This window comes from Marinobacter nanhaiticus D15-8W, assembly GCF_036511935.1.
GTDB classification, from domain to species: domain Bacteria; phylum Pseudomonadota; class Gammaproteobacteria; order Pseudomonadales; family Oleiphilaceae; genus Marinobacter_A; species Marinobacter_A nanhaiticus.
In genome coordinates, this window is sequence record NZ_AP028878.1 from 2,290,298 (window position 1) to 2,307,989 (window position 17,692).

Consider the following 17,692-nt stretch of genomic DNA (forward strand, 5'->3'; position numbering starts at 1 on the left):
CTACAAAAGTCGTAGAGCTTTTCGAACGACGACCGTAGGACTTAAACAGGGCTGCGTTCTGGCCTCAGATCGCCTGGTTATGTGCCCCCTGGTCGCTAGTGGTTCCCGCCATTATGAACAGGTCCACCCTTTAAGAGCCAGTCGAGACCAAGCCGGTCGAGCCCAGCTTCCGCACGAGGAGACAAGTAGATGTTGCATGATGAAGATCCAACGGAAACCGGGGAGTGGGTTGAAGCCCTGGAGTCCGTTCTCAGTGAGGAAGGGCTTGACCGGGCAGCGTTTCTGCTCGAACGGCTGGGAGAGCGGGCCAGCCGCGAGGGTGCATCCCTGCCGTACAGCGTAAACACGCCATACCGCAATACCATTCCAGCCAGTCGCGAGGCGCGCATGCCGGGCGACCTGTTCATGGAGCGTCGTATCCGCTCGCTGGTTCGCTGGAATGCCCTGGCGATGGTTATCCGCGCCAATAAACGCCCGGGTGAACTGGGCGGCCACATCCATTCGTTCTCGTCCATCGCGACGCTGCTGGATGTCGGTTTCAACTATTTCTTCCACGCCGGCGACGAAACCCGCGAAGGCGACCTGATCTACTTCCAGGGCCACTCTTCGCCCGGCCTATACGCCCGCTCCTTCCTGGAAGGGCGCCTGACCGAAGAGCACCTGGACAAATTCCGTAACGAAGTCGACGGTGACGGCCTGTCATCCTATCCGCACCCCTGGCTGATGCCTGACTACTGGCAGTTCCCGACGGTCTCCATGGGACTGGGCCCGATACAGGCAATCTACCAGGCGCACGTCATGAAGTACCTGCACAACCGTGAACTCACGGAAGGACCCGATCGTAAGGTCTGGTGCTTTATCGGTGACGGTGAGTGTGATGAGCCGGAGACCCTCGGGGCCATCGGGCTGGCAGGACGCGAGAAGCTCGATAACCTGATTTTTGTCGTCAACTGCAACCTGCAGCGTTTGGACGGACCGGTACGGGGTAACGGCAAGATCATCCAGGAGCTGGAAGGCATCTTCCGTGGCGCCAATTGGAACGTCATTAAAGTGGTATGGGGCCGCTTGTGGGATCCGCTGTTCGAGCAGGACGATGACGGGCGCATGCAGAAAGTCATGGACGAAGCCGTCGATGGCGAGATGCAGAACTTCAAGTCCAACGGTGGTGGCTACGTACGCCAGAACTTCTTCGGGCGCGATCCGGAGCTGCTCAAGCGCGTCGAGCACATGTCCGACGAGGATATCTACGCCCTGAACCGCGGCGGACATGACCCATACAAGGTCTACGCCGCCTACCACGAAGCGGTCAACCATACGGGTGGACCGACGGTCATCCTGGCGCACACGATTAAAGGCTATGGCTTCGGTGAGCAGGGCCAGGCCCAGAACACCGCCCACCAGCAGAAAAAACTGAGCATGGAAACCATCAAGGAATTCCGTGATCGCTTTGGTGTTCCGATCTCCGATGACGATATCGAGAGCATGCCGTACTACAAACCGGCGGACGATTCGCCGGAGATGAAGTACCTGCAGAAGATGCGCGGCAAGCTCGGTGGTTCACTGCCACGCCGTCGTCCGGATAGCCAGCCGCTGACCATTCCCCCGCTGGATACCTTCAAACAGCAACTGCAGGACAGTGGCGACCGCGAGTTTTCCACTACCATGGCCTTCGTGCGCATGCTGGGCACGTTGATCAAGGACAAGCAGATCGGTTCCCGCGTCGTGCCGATCGTTCCGGACGAAGCCCGGACGTTCGGTATGGACGGCATGTTCCGCCAGATGGGGATCTACACCGCGGAAGGGCAGAAGTACACGCCGAACGACCGCAACCAGATCATGTATTACCGCGAGGATCGTAAGGGCCAGATCCTGCAGGAAGGCATCAACGAAGCCGGTGCCATGTCCGCCTGGATTGCCGCGGCGACCTCCTACAGCACTAACGACTATCCGCTGATCCCGTTCTACATCTTCTACTCGATGTTCGGCTTCCAGCGTGTGGGCGACCTGTGCTGGGCTGCCGGTGACATGCGCGCCCGTGGTTTCCTGCTGGGCGGCACTGCCGGTCGCACCACGCTGAACGGCGAAGGTCTGCAGCACCAGGACGGTCACAGCCATGTACTTTCCGCCACTGTTCCCAATTGTGTCTCTTATGACCCGACTTTCGCCTATGAAGTCGCGGTTATCGTGCGTCACGGCCTGCAGCGGATGTACGGCGATAACGAGAGTGTCTACTTCTACCTGACGCTGATGAACGAGAACTATGCCCACCCGGCCATGCCGGAAGGTGCGGAAGAGGGCATCATTCGCGGCATCTACAAGCTGGAATCCGCGGGCGAGAAGAGTGGTGCGAAGAAGGGCGCCAAGAAGGCCAAGCACGCCGTACGCCTGCTGGGTAGCGGCACCATCCTCAATGAGGTGCGCGAGGCCGCGAAAATCCTGGCCGAGAAGTACGAAGTCGCCTCCGATGTCTATAGCGTCACCAGTTTCACCGAGTTGGCCCGTGATGGTCAGAACGTCGAACGCTGGAATCGCCTGCATCCGGCGTCCCGTCCGCGTACGGCTTATATCCAGGATACCCTGGGTGACGCAGAAACTCCGGTGATCGCTTCGACGGATTACATGCGCCTTTACGCCGAACAGGTGAGGGCGTGGGTGCCGGCAGACTACACCGTATTGGGCACGGACGGCTTCGGGCGCTCCGACACCCGTGAAAAGCTGCGTCGCCACTTTGAAGTGGATCGTGGCCATGTGGTCGTTGCTGCCCTGGGTGCCTTGGCACGCCAGGGCAAGGTTAAGGCAGAGGTTGTCGAGGATGCCATCCGTGAATTCGGCATCGACGCCGACAAGCCGGCTCCGGCCATCAACTGAACCCGTTAAGGAGACACAGCAGTATGGCAGAAGATATTCGCGTGCCAGACCTTGGCGGAGCCGATTCGGTTGAGGTCATCGAAATCAGTGTAAACGTGGGCGATAGCGTGGCAGAAGAGGACCCGATCCTGGTCCTGGAGTCCGACAAGGCGAGCGTCGAATTGCCTGCACCCAAGACTGGCAAGATCACCGCCCTGAACGTCAGCGTTGGCGACCGCATCAGCGAAGGCGATGTGATCGGCCAACTGGAAGCGGGTGATAGCAGTGATGCCGAGGAGAGTTCCTCCGCTGCCGACACGCCTGCGGAGGAAACACCCGCTGAAGAGGAAGCGCCCGCCGAAGAGGCGAGCGATGCAAAAAAAGAAGCGTCTGCTTCCGGTAGTGTCCAGGACATTCATGTTCCAGACCTCGGCGGTGCCGAGTCGGTGGAAGTTATCGAGATCAGCGTTACCGCCGGCGACTCTGTTGAAGAGGAAGCTGCCATCCTGGTGGTCGAGTCCGACAAGGCATCGGTGGAATTGCCTGCGCCGGCAGCGGGTACGATCAAGTCCATCTCCGTCAAGGTGGGGGATCGCATCAGTGAAGGCGATGTGGTCGGTCAGATCGAGGTGTCTGGCGGCGGAGCTTCACCCGAGCCGAAAACCGAAAAGGCGGCTGAACCGGCTAAAGCCGAGAAGCCCGCCGAGCCGAAGCCTGAACCTGCCCCCAAGGCGGAATCAAAGCCTGAGCCTCAAGCAGAGGTGGCGCCGGCCTCTGGTAAGCGTGTCCACGCAGGTCCTGCGGTGCGCCGTTTGGCCCGCGAGCTGGGCGCCGACCTGGGTCGAATCCAAGGCTCTGGCCCCAAGAACCGGATCCTCAAGGAGGATGTGCAGGCTTACATCAAACAGGCCCTGGCCAAGTCCCAGGAGGGCGGTGCCGTAGCGGGTACTGGTCTGCCAGGCGTGAAACTGCCTGATTTCAGCCAGTTCGGCGACATTGAGCGGGAATCCATGAGCCGCCTGATGAAGCTGACAGCGGATAGCATGCAGCGTAGCTGGCTCAACGTGCCCCACGTGACCCAGTTCGAGCAGGCGGACATCACTGAGATGGAGGCGTTCCGCAAGTCGAAGAAGGGTGAGGGCGAGAAGCGGGGCGTGAAGCTGACGCCGATGGCCTTCCTGCTGAAGATCTGCGCCAATGCGCTGAAGGCCCATCCGAACTTCAACGTCTCGTTGGATATGGATCGCAAGGAGATCATTCGCAAGCGCTACATCCACATTGGTATTGCCGTGGATACGCCGGACGGTCTGGTGGTTCCTGTCATCCGGAATGTCGATCAGAAAGGGCTTTGGGAATTGGCTGAGGAATGTCAAACCCTGGCCCAGAAGGCCCGCGACAAGAAGCTGAGCCCGAAGGAGATGCAGGGCGCCTGCTTCACCATCACCAGCCTCGGTGGTATTGGCGGCACGGCCTTTACGCCGATCGTCAACACGCCCGAGGTCGCGATCCTGGGCGTATCGAAGTCCAGCATGGCACCGGTGTGGGATGGCTCTGCCTTCCAGCCGCGTCTGATGCTGCCGCTGTCGCTGTCCTATGACCATCGCGCGATCAACGGCGCCGACGCGGCACGTTTCACCAATACCTTGCGGGAGGGCCTGGAGGACCTGCGCCAGCTCCTGCTCTAGGTTGCCACTATTGGAGCGGTCAGCCAGCCCCCGGCGGCCGCTCCCTTTTTTCCTTCCTTTCTGTTCTTTTCCTTCCCTAGCCCTTCTTTGCTGTTCATGCCGTTTTCTCCCTCGCTATCGACACTCATGTGCTGAAGTGCTGATAGAAAATCCCCGGCCGAGCTCTATCAATGCCTCCTCAAGCCTGTTTTCCGATGACGTGAACTGGCTCGCAAAACCGCTCCAGACGCCCTTCTGGCCACCCCTGGATTTGAGGCACAGTTATCTTTCAGCGTGATATCAATCCGGTATCTTAGCGTTACACGATGTAACGGTAGCTGCGCCAAAACAAAGACAAGCGGCTGCTGGATAACAACAACGACAGTTCAGCAGATTCAAAGAATACCAAAGACTGAATTCCGGAAATTGAATTCCAATTATAAGAAGGACGCGTAGTTGCCATGATTCTCGTGCTGGCGGGATCCCTCATGACGTTTGCGATGGTGCAGGAGGCGACAGTCGTTGAGCCACGCGAACCCGGCGTTATCGTCATCGAGCAGGATTTCGATGACAGCCCGCAGGAGCTGCGCTGGGACATCGATGTCCACCCGCTGGTGGAACAGCGTTATCGCAACATCGTTCGCCAGGCTTACGACTACAGCTGTGGCTCCGCCGCACTAACCACGGTCCTGAAGTATTACCTGGGGCGAAACCTCAATGAGCGCCAGGTGATGGAAGGGTTGCTGCATTACGGCGAGAGCGAACGCATTGTCCAGCGCCGGGCCTTCTCAATGTTGGACATGAAGCGCCTGGTGACGGCGTTGGGTTACCCATCAGGTGGCTTCCGCGCCACGGTGGCCGATCTCAAGGAACTGGATCACCCCGCTATCGTCCCCATTCAGCATGCCGGCTTTAAGCATTTTGTGGTGTTGCGTGCGATCCGTGATGGTCGTGCGTTCCTAGCAGATCCCTCCGTCGGCAATATCTCCTTCACGTTGGCCCAGTTCGAAGAGAAGTGGGATGACAATGTCCTTTTCATCGTATTCCCGGGGAGTGAAAAGCCCCTGGATGCGCTTGAACTCAAGGAAGAGGACATGCGTTTCGTGGACGACCAGACAATGACGCTGTTCGCGCTGGACACCATCCCAGAGTTCCATGAGGCGACCAGTCGCCGGATCAATAATCTGCTTGAACGACAGAAGAACAATCCTGACGGCACCGTGGAGAACACCCGCAAACAGTTGTTTTACCGGCGCAATTGATGGCTGGTCGGGTGAGTCCTGCACGTCAGGGAAACGAATGCGAAAAATAAGGGAGCTGGGATGAATCGTTGGGTTGTGCGAGGTTTAATCATCTGTTCCGTCGCGGGTCAGCCGACCCTCCTCTGGGCTCAGGATAATAACGGGGCCCAGGAAGAAAACGTCGACAAGGCGCGGGAAGCCCTGGCGAAGCAGGACGATGACGAGGATTCCACCAAGCAACTGGAAGAGGTCTTCCAGTCCGCCGAAAAGAACTATTCGCTGCAGAAGAAGGGCACGCATGCGCTGACCTATTCCTTCGACTACTCCTACACCGGGGATCAACGGCTGGATGTGAATATCAGCGACGGTTCGGTCCGTAACCTGGATATCGTGCCTTCTGCAACCCATAACTTCACCAATGCCTTCTCTTACGATTACGGCCTCTTGGATAACCTCACCATCGGCACGCGAATTCCTCTGGTGGTGAAGTACGATACCCAGGACGAGCTCGAAATCTACGATATCGGTGACGTTTCGTTTACCGCCCGCTGGCAGCCGGCTGCATACGTGCCCGGCAAGATGTCGACCACACTGTTTACCTCTATCACCAGCAAGACCGGTGTAAGCCCCTATGAGATCGACGTTAACCGTCAGCTATCCACGGGCAGTGGCTATTACACCGTAGCCGGCGGGGTCAGTATGTCGAAGGTGCTTGACCCGGTCGTGCTCTTCGGGTCGGCCAGCGCCAGCTACAACATGGAAGTGGATGATCTTGAACAGGTTCGCGGCGCACGGCTTCTGACCACCGTTGAGCCAGGTTTTGGTTTGTCCGCATCCATGGGTTTCGCTTATTCGCTTTCCTACGACATCTCCCTCAGTGTGTCCTCACAGATCAGCTACAGCGATGAAACCCAGCTGCAGTTCAGTGATGGCACCGACGCAACGGCCCAGGACCAGATGACGGGTTTCCTCAGCCTGTCACTCGGTACGAGGGTCAGCGACACCACCATCATCAATACCAGTGTAGGCATCGGCCTGACCGAAGATGCGCCTGATTTCTCGTTGGGTGTCTCCCTGCCGATTAATTTCTCGGGACTCCGGGAATAAACGAGGCAACGGACGTTTTATCGGCAAGGGATCATCTTCATGCGAGTTAACCGCTGCAGAACACGAATTATCGGGGCCCTGGCGGCCGGCGCTGTGTCGTGCGGTGCCCACGCGCAATTGACGCAGAACCTGACCATTCACCCCAAAGCGCTGGCGTTGGGCAACGCCGTCACCGCAGACCCCCCGGGGATTATGGCCATTCACTACAACCCGGCAGGCCTCACCAAGCTGGAAGATCGCCAGGTCGAAGTGAACCTGATGAGCATCTATCTGGACAATGATGCCGATTTCCACGCGCCGGATGGTTACAACATCTTTGGTATCGACGGGCTCGAAACCGATCCGGTCACCGGTGAGCAGCGGGACCCCGTTGCCAATAGCCACAGTCATACCAACACCGTGGCGCTTTACGTACCCGGGTTCGGCCTGCAGAAGTTGCCGCCTGGGCCTGCGCTAGCGCCGTCGGGAGGTGTCAGCATCAACGAACCCGGCTCCAAGCTGACCTTCGGCAATGCGTTCTATATGCCGATGGCCGCCGGCTTCTATCGGGAGAAAGAAGACCCGGGCCGTTACCAGCCCAAGGCGACGGCCTTGCAACGGACCACCTATCTGTCGCCAACGGTTGGCTATAAGGTCAACGATGAATGGTCGGTCGGGGCTGGCGTCCATCTGTCCCATATGGGTATTGCCGCCGACCAGTACATGCGTGCGCCGAATATGCTGCTGGGTGTGGCGGAGGTGCTTCAGGATGCCTTCAACTGTGAATCCGGCGACGAGCCCTTGGCACCCTGGCTGGCGCTATGCGGAGGTAATGTAGGCCCCTGGGACGATATCGGTGCATTAAGTATCGACGTCCAGCAAACCCTTTCACCGACCTATTCGCTTGGGGTGATGTGGGAGCCCACGGAGTGGTTCAGTTGGGGTGCCAGCTATACCTCCGAAGCTGACATGAATATGAAGGGCCAGTTCGCCATCGAGTATACCGAGGATTGGTCAGGCTTCTGGCAGAGCGTGAATAGTTCAATTCTGGGGGCGATAGGTTCGGCGATACTGAGTTTGCCTTCCGGTGCGCCCCGGGAATCGGGGAATGTCAGTCTCAACCTGACTTACCCTCAGCATTTTCAGACCGGTATCAGCGTCAAGGTCCATCCCAAGCTGACGTTGAACGTAGACTTGGGTTGGACCGACTATTCAGAATGGGATGCACTGGAGTTGAAGTTCGACCGCAATCTGGAGTTCCTCAACGCGGCACGCATTCTTTCGCCGGACAACGCCACCCCAAATACCCTGCGTTTACCGCTGGGCTTCAAGGATCAGTGGAATTGGGCCTTCGGGGCGGAATTCCATGCCTCTTCGCGTCTCGATCTGCGCGCCGGTGTGGAAATCCGTGACTCGGTCATTCCGGATGACCAGCGAACCATCATGGCGCCGTTTGGTGGCGCTAACCTGTACAGCGTTGGCCTGGGCTACCGTTGGGACCGGGACACCCAGATCGATATGAACCTGAGCTACCTGCATTCGGTCGAGGAAATTCCGGCGGACACCAGCTGTAATATCAACTGCGACGGTATTACGAATATTATCTATAACCCCTATGCCGGCCTCGACGTCAAGACGTCGCTGCGGGTTGTTATGGCGGGGTTGAGTTTCCGGACCAAGTTCTGAATGGGGAGGTATGCACGAGCGCAGCCTGGGCATGCGGCGTTCGGGGAGCCGATATGAAGCTGTATACCATAGTCGTTTCACGTCTGCTTGTGCTACTGCTTTCCTGCGTGTTGGTATTGGCCGCATGTTCGACTGGGGGCGGAGCCGAAGGCGATCGACGGTACTTTACGTGGGTCGACGAGTTCGGGCGCGTGCGTCAGTCGCCGATCAAGGAAGAGAAGAACCCTGTCGAGCAGCGGGCCAAACAGGTACGGGCAGGGCAGAGAACGCCGGCCAAGTCCAGGCCGGTGGAACCCGAGGCCGCACAGGACCCTACGTCGACACGTGCAATGGATCAGGCTAGCGATCCTGTTACGGATCTTCAGATTCGCTCCCATGCGCTGTCGAATAAGAAAGCCGAAGGTACACTCGAAGCAGAATCTGATGTGGCAAAACCTGCGGTCTTGGATGCGCAGGCTACGTTACCCCCCCAAACAGCTCCTTCCTATAATACGTCAAAAGATACGCCAGCCGATGCTTCACCTGGAAGCCTGCCTGCATTCGTGGCGGCAGAGAAGGCGTCAACAAAAAACAAAGCGAGCCGGGCTGCTGAACTGGACATAAAGGAGGCGCGACCTGGGGCGGAGCCCTCAAAAAAACCGTCGCCCGAGCGAGCCCGAAACGACGAATCCGAGTACACCCTCGAAAACTATCCGGATGGTAACGAACTGGCAAAGAAGGGCTTTATCCGCGAAGGCGACCCGTTACCCTACTTCACTTGGCGGGATGCTCAAGGCAATACCCGTGTCGACTATTACCGGCCCGAGGCCGGTTTCGATAACCCCAAGCAGGATCGGAGCGTAACAGAACTGACCTCGGCATTGGTGATCGATGGGTCACGGCAACCGACGATCGAGCAGGCCAATCCCGCTGCGCTGGAAGTGCTGGGTATCGACAAGACAGAGTCTTTGTTGGAGGCCTGGGTCAGGCAATGCTGCGAGGACTTGCCCAGGAAAGACCTGGCCGAGTGGGATGATTCCCGGGAATTCCAGCTGGACCTTGATGACCTTGCGCCCGAATTCCGGTTTTCCACGGGTAACAGCGCTTACCGGTTGGTTGAATTACCGGAACCAGAGAATTCAGTCGCTTTCGTGATGCAGGTTCGCTCCTACGTCAAACAGGGCGTTTTCCTGCCGACTCTTGTTTTCCTCGACAAGGATATGGCCACCCGTCGTCTGGTTACCGAGCTGGCATTCGAGTATCAGCCGGAGAGCTGGCATAGCCATGGTTACTTGGAGGCCCGGGTCCCGGCTTTTCCAAGACAGGGAGACCGCTGGCTACTGATTATGAGTCGAGCTGAGGACCAGGCGGGACAGACGGTGTTCGAGACCGAGGAGGGTACCACGGTCATAAGGCATTCCACGCATGGGCTGCTAGGGCTGGCCGAGTTAGGCGGCTGACCGTTGCATCGACTTCCTATCGATTTCAGTCTTCCGGCTGGGAGAGGTCTACCCATTGCACGGACTGCCAGTAGAAGCGACCATTCCCTGCCGGGTAAGTGCAGTTGTAGCGAAAGCGGCGGCTGGAAAAGGCGCTGTCTGCACTGACTTTCACCTGGTTGCCTTCTGCAGGTTCTACGTCGAGCCGACCAACGCCTGAGCCATAACAGGTCAGGGGATCGGGTTTCATACCCTGCGGTAAATCCAGCGTAAGTTTGGGTGGATTCGTGTCGACAATACCGTCAGGTAGCGTTGTCGCATCCACAGGCAATGTGCGGCTGCGCAGTTTATCTTCCAGCGATGCTAACTGTCCGTAGCTGGTCGCCATCGGGAATCGGGGCAGACGGGTCGGTGCCGATGTTTTGCCGACCGGCCCGGAGTGCTGGCCGTAACCGTACCAGTCACGTTCGGCGACCAACTCCTCGAGGGCCTCACTGAACTCCCCGTAGGGGTAGGCGAAAAGTGGAGTGGCTTCACCCATTTTTTCCTGCAAGGTCTCTTGGGCCTGGTCCAGGCTGGTGGTCACTCGCTCGCGCCAGGTTTCCTCGCGTTCCTCAGGCTTCTGTGCCAGGTGCCCATGGTCGGCGCTGTGGTTGCCTATGGTGACTTGCGGCTTGGCGGCGAGTTCGCGCAACTGATCCCAGGTCATGTGACCGTGACGGCCCTCGCTGATAGCCTGGGTGTTCACAAAGATGGTAAATGGCATATCCCGCTGGAGCAGGATGGGCGCGGCGGTGTCGTAGACCGAGCTGTAGGCATCGTCGAAAGTAATGGCGACGACCGGCTCCTCGCCGATATCGCCGGCCAGCGCCGCCCGGGTGGCCTCCCGCAGGGAGCGAACCGGCAGCTCCAGATCCTGGATCATATCGATCTGCCCCCGGAATAGCGAAGGCGTGGTGCTGGTAGCGGCCGGTGTCTCGTTGCTGATGTGGTGATATTGGAGGATAGCCAGATCGGCATGGCTCGGTGCGCCGATGGCCAGCAGTGTCAGTATCGCCAGTCCGGCGATCGGTGCGGATAGTCTTCCAGTCACGATAGGTTCCTATTTCTAGACAGCAGACAGGAAATGCGTACGTAGTATATTGAATGCCTCATTGAGGGGCTGGACTTCCTCCTTGGAGCCGCCGCGGTCCGGGTGCGCGCGCATAGCCTGGCGCCGGTAGGCCCGGCGGACACTGTCGAAGTCGTCCGGGAACTGTTCGAAGCCGAGTACCTGCGCTGCTTCGTCGAGTTCTTCCACTCCCAGACGGGTGGGTGTGCGACCAGCCCAGAAATCGTCCAGCATGCGGCGGACTACGATTTCCGACAAATCATACTGTGACAGGTCCAGGTAAAAAAGCCGCAGCTGATCCTGTTCCGCTGGTAGTCCATCGCTGGCAATGGTGGGGTCGGGCCGCAGCCTGATGCGCAGGGGCGATATGTCCACGGTTTCACCATCCGGCGCGAGGTCGTCCCTTAGTCGATAAAGGCAATGAAAGATCAGGAAATGCACGGGATAGAGTCCGGCGGGATCCGAAAAATCTACCTTTTCGAGCAACTGCCAGGGCGGCTGCTGGAGTCGGCGTATGAGTGCAAGCTCCGAAATACCCTCATCGTCCTCACGCAGGATGGCCTCTGTGGCCACCAGCATGGTCGCGATTTTCTGGCGCAGGGCCGCTGAGCGCGCAGCATTCTGGCGCTCGCTGTTTTCGGGTAATGATTTCTCGGGCTGATCATTCATACCATTAGACTAAGGCAGTCGCAGGCGAAGTGAAAGCCGTAGGGTCAACAGACCCTCGGGAAATCATGCCTGCCTGCGTCGTGTCCCGGCTACCGGTGTGAAGTGGTGGCGGAGCATGTCGATGGCGAAGTCCGCTGCCTCCTCCGCAGCCTTGACGGCATGGTCGGGCTCGGTGCCGGCACGGCGGGCCAATTGAAGGCTCATCTCGTAGGCGATACCCCGGCATGCCGCCGACAGGTAATCCTGCTTATCGGGCGCAATCCATCCGCGGTCAGCTGCCTGGCGGATATCCTCATCCAGGGACGCCATGGCCAGCCCCAAAAGGTCAGAACCAAGGAGCTCGCGAATTGCCTGTCCGTTCCGGTAGGCGAGTTCGTAGATGACTGGGTCATCGGCGGTCGCCCGGAACAGGGCCAGATAGGTAGAGCGGATGAGATCCAGCTCGTTGCCGGCTGAACGGTGACCAGCCTTGATGTGTGTGCGTAGGGTGCCGAGGAAACTCTCCAGCAGGGCGATAAAGATATCACGCTTGTCGGAGAAGTAATTGTAGAAGGTGCCTGCCGCCAGGTCAGTACGGCGGATGATGTCGCGAATAGTGGTCTGTTCGTAGCCCCGTTCGCGAAAACATTCCCGGGCGGCGCCAAGGATGGCGCGGCGGTTGTTGAAGCGGTTAAGTTCGCGTTTGCCCTGTTTGACCGCAGGGCCTGGCTTCTTGCCTTGCATGCTACTGCTCCCTTTCCATGGGTTTTTATGAACTGTTTGTCATCCTTGAGGCGCTAGAGTCTCCGATAAGTTCGCGCCGAGGTATACGTGAAAGCCGGAATACCGGGAGGCGGGCCTGACGACGGCCATCGCCATTCGGTATACTCGGGTCCCATTTTTCACTGTCCGGCAAGGTTATGGAAGAGCAACTCGCAGACAACCGCAAGGCAACCGTCGAACTCAACAAGCTGCAGAAGCGCCTACGGCGAGACGTGGGTCAGGCGATTGCCGATTTCGGCATGATCGAAGCGGGTGACAAGGTGATGTGCTGTCTCAGCGGTGGTAAGGATTCGTATGCCATGCTGGATATCCTGCTCAATCTGCAACGCAGTGCGCCGGTACCGTTCGAACTGATTGCCGTGAACCTGGACCAGAAACAACCGGGTTTCCCCGAACACGTGCTCCCCGAGTACCTGGGAAGGCTGGGTATCGAGTACCACATCATCGAAAAGGACACCTACAGTATCGTCAAGGACAAGGTGCCCGAAGGCAAAACCACCTGCGGGCTCTGTTCGCGCCTGCGCCGGGGCATACTCTACAACTTTGCCGAGGAGCACGGCGTTACCAAGATCGCCTTGGGCCATCACCGTGACGACCTGCTCGAGACCCTCTTCCTCAACATGTTCTATGGGGGGCGCCTGAAGACCATGCCGCCCAAGCTGAAGAGTGATGACGGCCGCAACGTGGTGATCCGACCACTGGTCTACGCCCGGGAGAAAGACATCGAGCGCTATGCCGGACTACGCGAGTTCCCCATCATTCCGTGTAACCTCTGTGGGTCCCAGGAGAATCTCCAGCGTCAGGTGGTCAAGGACATGCTGAATACCTGGGATCGCCAGCACCCAGGGCGCATCGAATCAATGTTCCGGGCGATTTGCAACGTATCGCCTTCACACCTCGCGGATCCGTCTATATACGATTTCAATAACCTTGAAGTGGATTGGCGTCAGCAGGAAAAAGCCGCGCCGTCAGATGCGCCGGCCTTCGAACGTCTCGATGTGCTCAACATCTGAGGTCTTGAACGCCTGAGGTCCGCAGACTCTCGCCTCTTAGAACGCGTAGTGAGGAGCGCCTGCCGTGTCGCAAAGCTCCTCCAGCGTATGCTGCAAACGACTGACGTAGCTCTCCTCATGAATGTGCGTCAGTCCCGACCATAGCTGTGTGAGAGCATAGGCGTCATTGGGCAGCGGCCAGGATGGTTTCACCCATTCGAGTGCACTGATCGCAATCGCGGCGGCATAGCGCGTGTTGGTTACGAGTTCTGCGTCGGGGTTGATCAAAAACTGATGCTGGCTGGCGAAACCACGCACCTGGCTGGCCAGATCGGGTTGGAAGGCCAGGAATTCATCCCAGACCTGTCGGTGCAGTTCCGGCGATATGCCGAACACGCCGAGTCCCGCCTCCGCATTTTCGGCAAACGGATCGAAGCTTCTCAGAGTGGCCGCGCTTAGCAGTATTTCTTCGATAACAGGGTGGGATTCGCCCAATGCATGGGATACCGGGCGAATGACGTGATCTAACAGTGCGGATGCCTGCGACATATGCTTGGCCCTCGCTGGAACCTGGCGAACTGACGGCATTACTGTCCTGTCAGCTCGCAAACATAACGAGCACTTATGCTTTGCTCTGTGAAATTCACTTGAGAAAACAGCCCTAAGTACATGATCAACTTAGTCCATCTAAAACGGGCTGGTCAATCCTTGAACATTAAATCTTGTCAAATAGGGAAAGAGCTCAGAGGGAAGGATTCAGAGGCTATGTATCAGGCTGGCGGTAAAGGGCAGAGTCCAAACACCGAAAATAATCAGCAAGCCTCCCGTCACTTGCCGGAACCGGCGATGGGTACGCAGTTTCTGAAGGCTTGAAGCCGCAAACCCTGTTGTCAGCATCGATGGCAGCGTGCCTAGTCCAAAAAAGAACATGGTGAGTGCCGCGGTGCCGACAGTGGGTTGTAGGGCAGCCCATCCCAACGTGCTATAGATCAATCCGCAGGGTAGCCAGCCCCAGAGAAGGCCAAGGCCAAGGGCCTGTGTGGGGTGGCGGACGGGGGTAAAACGGCGGGTCAACGGCGAGATTCGATGCCAGACCGGCGCACCGATCTTCTCTACGTAATGAATCCCTTGCCACCACTGACCCATGGACAGTCCCATAAAAATCAGCAGTAGCCCCGCGATCGTCCTCAGAACGGGGCCCAATTGTGCCCAGAGGTCCACCGCTTGGGTGCTGAGTAGCGCCAGCAACGTTGCCAAAAGGACGTAGCTGACGATACGGCCGATGTTGAAGCCGAGAATAAGTAGCGACTGACGCAACCGGAAGGCGCGACCGATGGGGACCGCCATGGAAAGCGAGGCACTGATCCCGCCACACATACCCAAGCAATGGGCGCTACCCAGCAAGCCGATCATGAACGCACTGGGATAGCTCAGCAGCAACTCATTTCCCATCGTTGCCGGTCGATCCTGCTTTCTTTTCGTCCGTCGGACGCGTGGAGCGATCTTCCTTTTTGAGTTCTTCGGATTTCTGGCGCTCAGTCTTGGCGTCGTCCGGGATCATATCCTGGTCGTCATCGTAAAGGATTCGGTGGGCGGGCCCTTCGAGATCGTCATACTGGCCGCTTTTCACCGCCCATGAGAACACGGCAACGCCGACGGCAACCAGGATCAGCGTAATGGGAACAAGGAGATAGACGATTTCCAAACCCGAACCTCGACAATGTACGTTTCAGCTCACCGTATCAGGGCGCGGCATGGGCTCCAACCCGATCGGTTGTAAAAGATAGCTGCCGGCTTCCTTCGCCTTGCCCAGTCGCATGGCATTCAGAACAACCACTAGCGAGCTCAATGACATGCCCAGCGCTGCCGCCCACGGAGGCACCAGGCCGGCGGCGGCAAGCGGCAGGGCACAAAGGTTATAGAGCAGGGCCCAGCCCATATTCTGTCGGATAACCCGGCGTGCCTTCTGGCCCGTATCGAGAGCCACCATGAGACGGCTCAACTGGCCGTTCAGGAGTATGGCATCGGCCCTGAGCTGTGTCAGGTCGGCGGCACTGCCGAGGGCAACCGACACCTCTGCGCCAGCCATCACCGGTAAATCGTTGAGTCCGTCGCCCACCATCATGACATGCCGGCCCCGATGTTCCAGTTCTCGCAGGTAAGCGAGCTTGTCTTCCGGTGTGGCCTGGCCGCGGATATCGTCGATACCCAGCAGTTCCCCGATACGTTGCACATGACCGGATCGATCGCCACTGAGGAGCACGGTGTGCATTCCTAGGGCTTGCAGGCCGCGTACGGTTTCAAGTGCGTCGGGGCGCGGGGCGTCATCCAGGCAGAAGCGCGCAAGTAAACGGGAATCGGTGGCAAGAAACACGGCCAATCCGGCGTCGGATCGGGAGAGGTCGGCCAAGCTGGTCTGTTCTCGAATGAAATCAGCGTGACCGATGACCAGTTTTTCTCCCCGGTAAATACCTGTCAGACCCCCGGCGAGATGATTCGTGACGCCGCTGACCGGGTACTGGTGGCTGGCTTTACTTCTGAAGACCTGGCTTATCGGGTGCTCCGAATACTGTTCCAGGCCACCCGCGAGCGCCAGGCAGACATCTTCACTGATGTCACCGTAGATTTCCGTACCTACGAGCGAGAGCCGGCCTTCGGTTAGGGTGCCGGTCTTGTCGAATACAACCGTATCGATCTTGTTGAGTGATTCCAGCGTGTGGCCGCGAGTCGGTAGAAAGCCTATGCGACGCAGCTTCATGGTGGCGCTGGTAATGGCCGTCGGCGTTGCCAGTGATAAGGCGCAGGGGCAGGTGACCACCAGTACCGATAAGGCAATGTCGAAAGCGCGATCCGATCCTGCCAGCCACCAGCCGATCCAGACCAGGGGCGCGATAAGCAGGATGCGGCTGACGAAGACGCCGGCAACCCGGTCAGCCATCCGGCCAACAGGCGGCTTTTCAGCCTGGACTCGATCCAGGATGCGCAGGATGCTGGACAGGCGTGTTCGGCTGCCCGTGCGTTCGACCCTGATGGATAGTGGGCTTTCGCCATTGATCGAGCCTGCGTGAGCCGCAGCTCCGGGCCCTCGCTGCTCCGGCAGGTATTCGCCCGTCAGGGCCGCTTCGTTAAGGGTTGACTCACCGCTATCGATGACGCCATCCACAGGGATGACTTCGCCGGGTTTGACCTCGACGATATCGCCCGCCTGTAACTGATGTACCGGAACAACCTCCAATCGATCCGACTGTCGCCGTGTGGCGATAGCGGGCGTCATGCTGCTCATGGCGGCACCCGTGAGCCCAGCCCTGTAGCGCGCCTGCATTTCGATATAGCGCCCGAGCGAGAGGAAGAAGGTGAACATGCACACCGACTCGAAATAGACCTCCTCGCCGCCAGTAACGGTAACCCAGGCGCTCGCCGCATAGGCGAGCCCGATTGCGAGTGCGACCGGCACATCCATCGTAAAGTGTCGGCTATGGAGGTCGCGAAAAGCATTGGCAAAGAACGGCCGGGCGCTGTAGAACACCACGGGTGTCGCCACAATCAGGCTGACCCAACGAAAGAACTGTATGAACTCGTCGGTAACGCCGCTGATTAGTCCAAAATAAAGGGGGACGGCCAGCATCATGCTCTGCATCGTCCCGACGCCGGCCAGGCACAGCCGGATCAAAGCGGTCCGTCGTTCCCTTTGTAGGGCGGCTTCGGCTTGGTCCGGTTCGAATGGCCGGGCAGCGTAGCCCAGTTCCTGGATAGCCAGGAGCAATTGACTCAACCGTGTTTTTCCGGGATTCCAGATCAACCGTGCCCGTCGAGTCGAGTGGTTGACGGAAAACTGTTCGACGCCTTCCTTCTGGGCGAGATGATGCTCCAGCAACCAGATGCAGGCCGCGCAGGTAATACCATCGACCAGCAGCTGCGCTTCTTTCAGGATCGGGGTGTTTTCCGTCGCCTCCAGTTCTGCGACGAAGGTTTCCTGCACCAGGGGATGATCGTAAAGCCGGAGCTGTTCCCGTTCCCGTTCGTCGATGGTCCTGGGCGTTGCCGGTTTTGCGGTCCGGTGTTGATAGAAGCCATCGAGATTTTCGTCCAGGATCAACTGACACACGGCGCGACAGCCCTGGCAGCAAAATGACTGCGTAGTGCCATCAACGTCAAGGGTCACACGACGCTCGCCGATTACCGGCTCGCCGCAGTGGAAGCAGGGTTCGGCAGCCAA

General features: G+C 58.5%; 14 protein-coding genes. 7 read left to right on the forward strand and 7 right to left on the reverse strand.

All coding sequences use genetic code 11. From position 1 onward, the window contains the following. Window positions 1-192 precede the first annotated feature (192 nt). The 6 genes from aceE (at window position 193) to RE428_RS10265 (ending at window position 9,963) form a co-directional block, all read left to right on the forward strand. The gene (gene aceE, locus RE428_RS10240; RefSeq protein WP_004581909.1) at window positions 193-2,868 is read left to right on the forward strand and encodes a pyruvate dehydrogenase (acetyl-transferring), homodimeric type; all 2,676 of its coding nucleotides are present in this window, start codon (window positions 193-195) and stop codon (window positions 2,866-2,868) included. A gap of 23 nt (window positions 2,869-2,891) precedes the next feature. Further along, window positions 2,892-4,532 carry a dihydrolipoyllysine-residue acetyltransferase gene (aceF, locus tag RE428_RS10245; protein WP_004581910.1) on the forward strand — a complete coding sequence of 547 codons (1,641 nt, stop codon included), beginning with the start codon at window positions 2,892-2,894 and terminating at the stop codon, window positions 4,530-4,532. A gap of 440 nt (window positions 4,533-4,972) precedes the next feature. Then, window positions 4,973-5,773, forward strand: a complete 801-nt coding sequence (locus tag RE428_RS10250) for a C39 family peptidase (protein WP_004581911.1) — start codon at window positions 4,973-4,975, stop codon at window positions 5,771-5,773. A gap of 60 nt (window positions 5,774-5,833) precedes the next feature. Beyond that, a complete protein-coding gene (locus RE428_RS10255; RefSeq protein WP_004581912.1) occupies window positions 5,834-6,859 on the forward strand; it encodes a hypothetical protein in 1,026 nt (341 codons plus the stop codon). Between the two features lie 39 nt (window positions 6,860-6,898). Then, a complete protein-coding gene (locus RE428_RS10260; RefSeq protein ID WP_004581913.1) occupies window positions 6,899-8,524 on the forward strand; it encodes an OmpP1/FadL family transporter in 1,626 nt (541 codons plus the stop codon). Window positions 8,525-8,577: 53 nt separating this feature from the next. Beyond that, window positions 8,578-9,963 (forward strand): MalM family protein, encoded by a 1,386-nt coding sequence (locus RE428_RS10265; RefSeq protein WP_004581914.1) that lies wholly within the window; start codon window positions 8,578-8,580, stop codon window positions 9,961-9,963. A 25-nt stretch (window positions 9,964-9,988) separates the two neighbouring features. On the opposite strand, the gene RE428_RS10270 is transcribed toward RE428_RS10265, so the two are convergent. From RE428_RS10270 to RE428_RS10280, 3 genes are all read right to left on the reverse strand, one after another. Beyond that, a complete protein-coding gene (locus RE428_RS10270) occupies window positions 9,989-11,035 on the reverse strand; it encodes a polysaccharide deacetylase family protein (RefSeq protein ID WP_004581915.1) in 1,047 nt (348 codons plus the stop codon). Between the two features lie 15 nt (window positions 11,036-11,050). After that, complete coding sequence (locus RE428_RS10275) at window positions 11,051-11,722, reverse strand: DNA-J related domain-containing protein (protein WP_004581916.1); 672 nt, start codon at window positions 11,720-11,722, stop codon at window positions 11,051-11,053. 63 nt (window positions 11,723-11,785) lie between these two features. Next, window positions 11,786-12,445, reverse strand: a complete 660-nt coding sequence (locus RE428_RS10280) for a TetR/AcrR family transcriptional regulator (protein WP_004581917.1) — start codon at window positions 12,443-12,445, stop codon at window positions 11,786-11,788. Between the two features lie 176 nt (window positions 12,446-12,621). Here RE428_RS10280 and ttcA point away from each other — a divergent pair, with 176 nt between their 5' ends. Continuing rightward, on the forward strand, window positions 12,622-13,497 hold the full coding sequence (ttcA, locus tag RE428_RS10285; RefSeq protein WP_004581918.1) for a tRNA 2-thiocytidine(32) synthetase TtcA: 876 nt from the start codon (window positions 12,622-12,624) through the stop codon (window positions 13,495-13,497). Between the two features lie 36 nt (window positions 13,498-13,533). Here the strand turns inward: ttcA and RE428_RS10290 are convergent, their stop codons facing one another. From RE428_RS10290 to RE428_RS10305, 4 genes are all read right to left on the reverse strand, one after another. Continuing rightward, on the reverse strand, window positions 13,534-14,025 hold the full coding sequence (locus RE428_RS10290) for a hypothetical protein (RefSeq protein ID WP_004581919.1): 492 nt from the start codon (window positions 14,023-14,025) through the stop codon (window positions 13,534-13,536). Window positions 14,026-14,232: 207 nt separating this feature from the next. Next, window positions 14,233-14,928, reverse strand: coding sequence for a sulfite exporter TauE/SafE family protein (locus RE428_RS10295; RefSeq protein ID WP_004581920.1), 696 nt, complete (start codon window positions 14,926-14,928; stop codon window positions 14,233-14,235). Further along, complete coding sequence (gene ccoS, locus RE428_RS10300; RefSeq protein WP_004581921.1) at window positions 14,918-15,181, reverse strand: cbb3-type cytochrome oxidase assembly protein CcoS; 264 nt, start codon at window positions 15,179-15,181, stop codon at window positions 14,918-14,920. The genes RE428_RS10295 and ccoS overlap by 11 nt, the downstream gene beginning before the upstream one ends. 24 nt (window positions 15,182-15,205) lie before the next feature. Further along, complete coding sequence (locus tag RE428_RS10305; protein ID WP_004581922.1) at window positions 15,206-17,692, reverse strand: heavy metal translocating P-type ATPase; 2,487 nt, start codon at window positions 17,690-17,692, stop codon at window positions 15,206-15,208.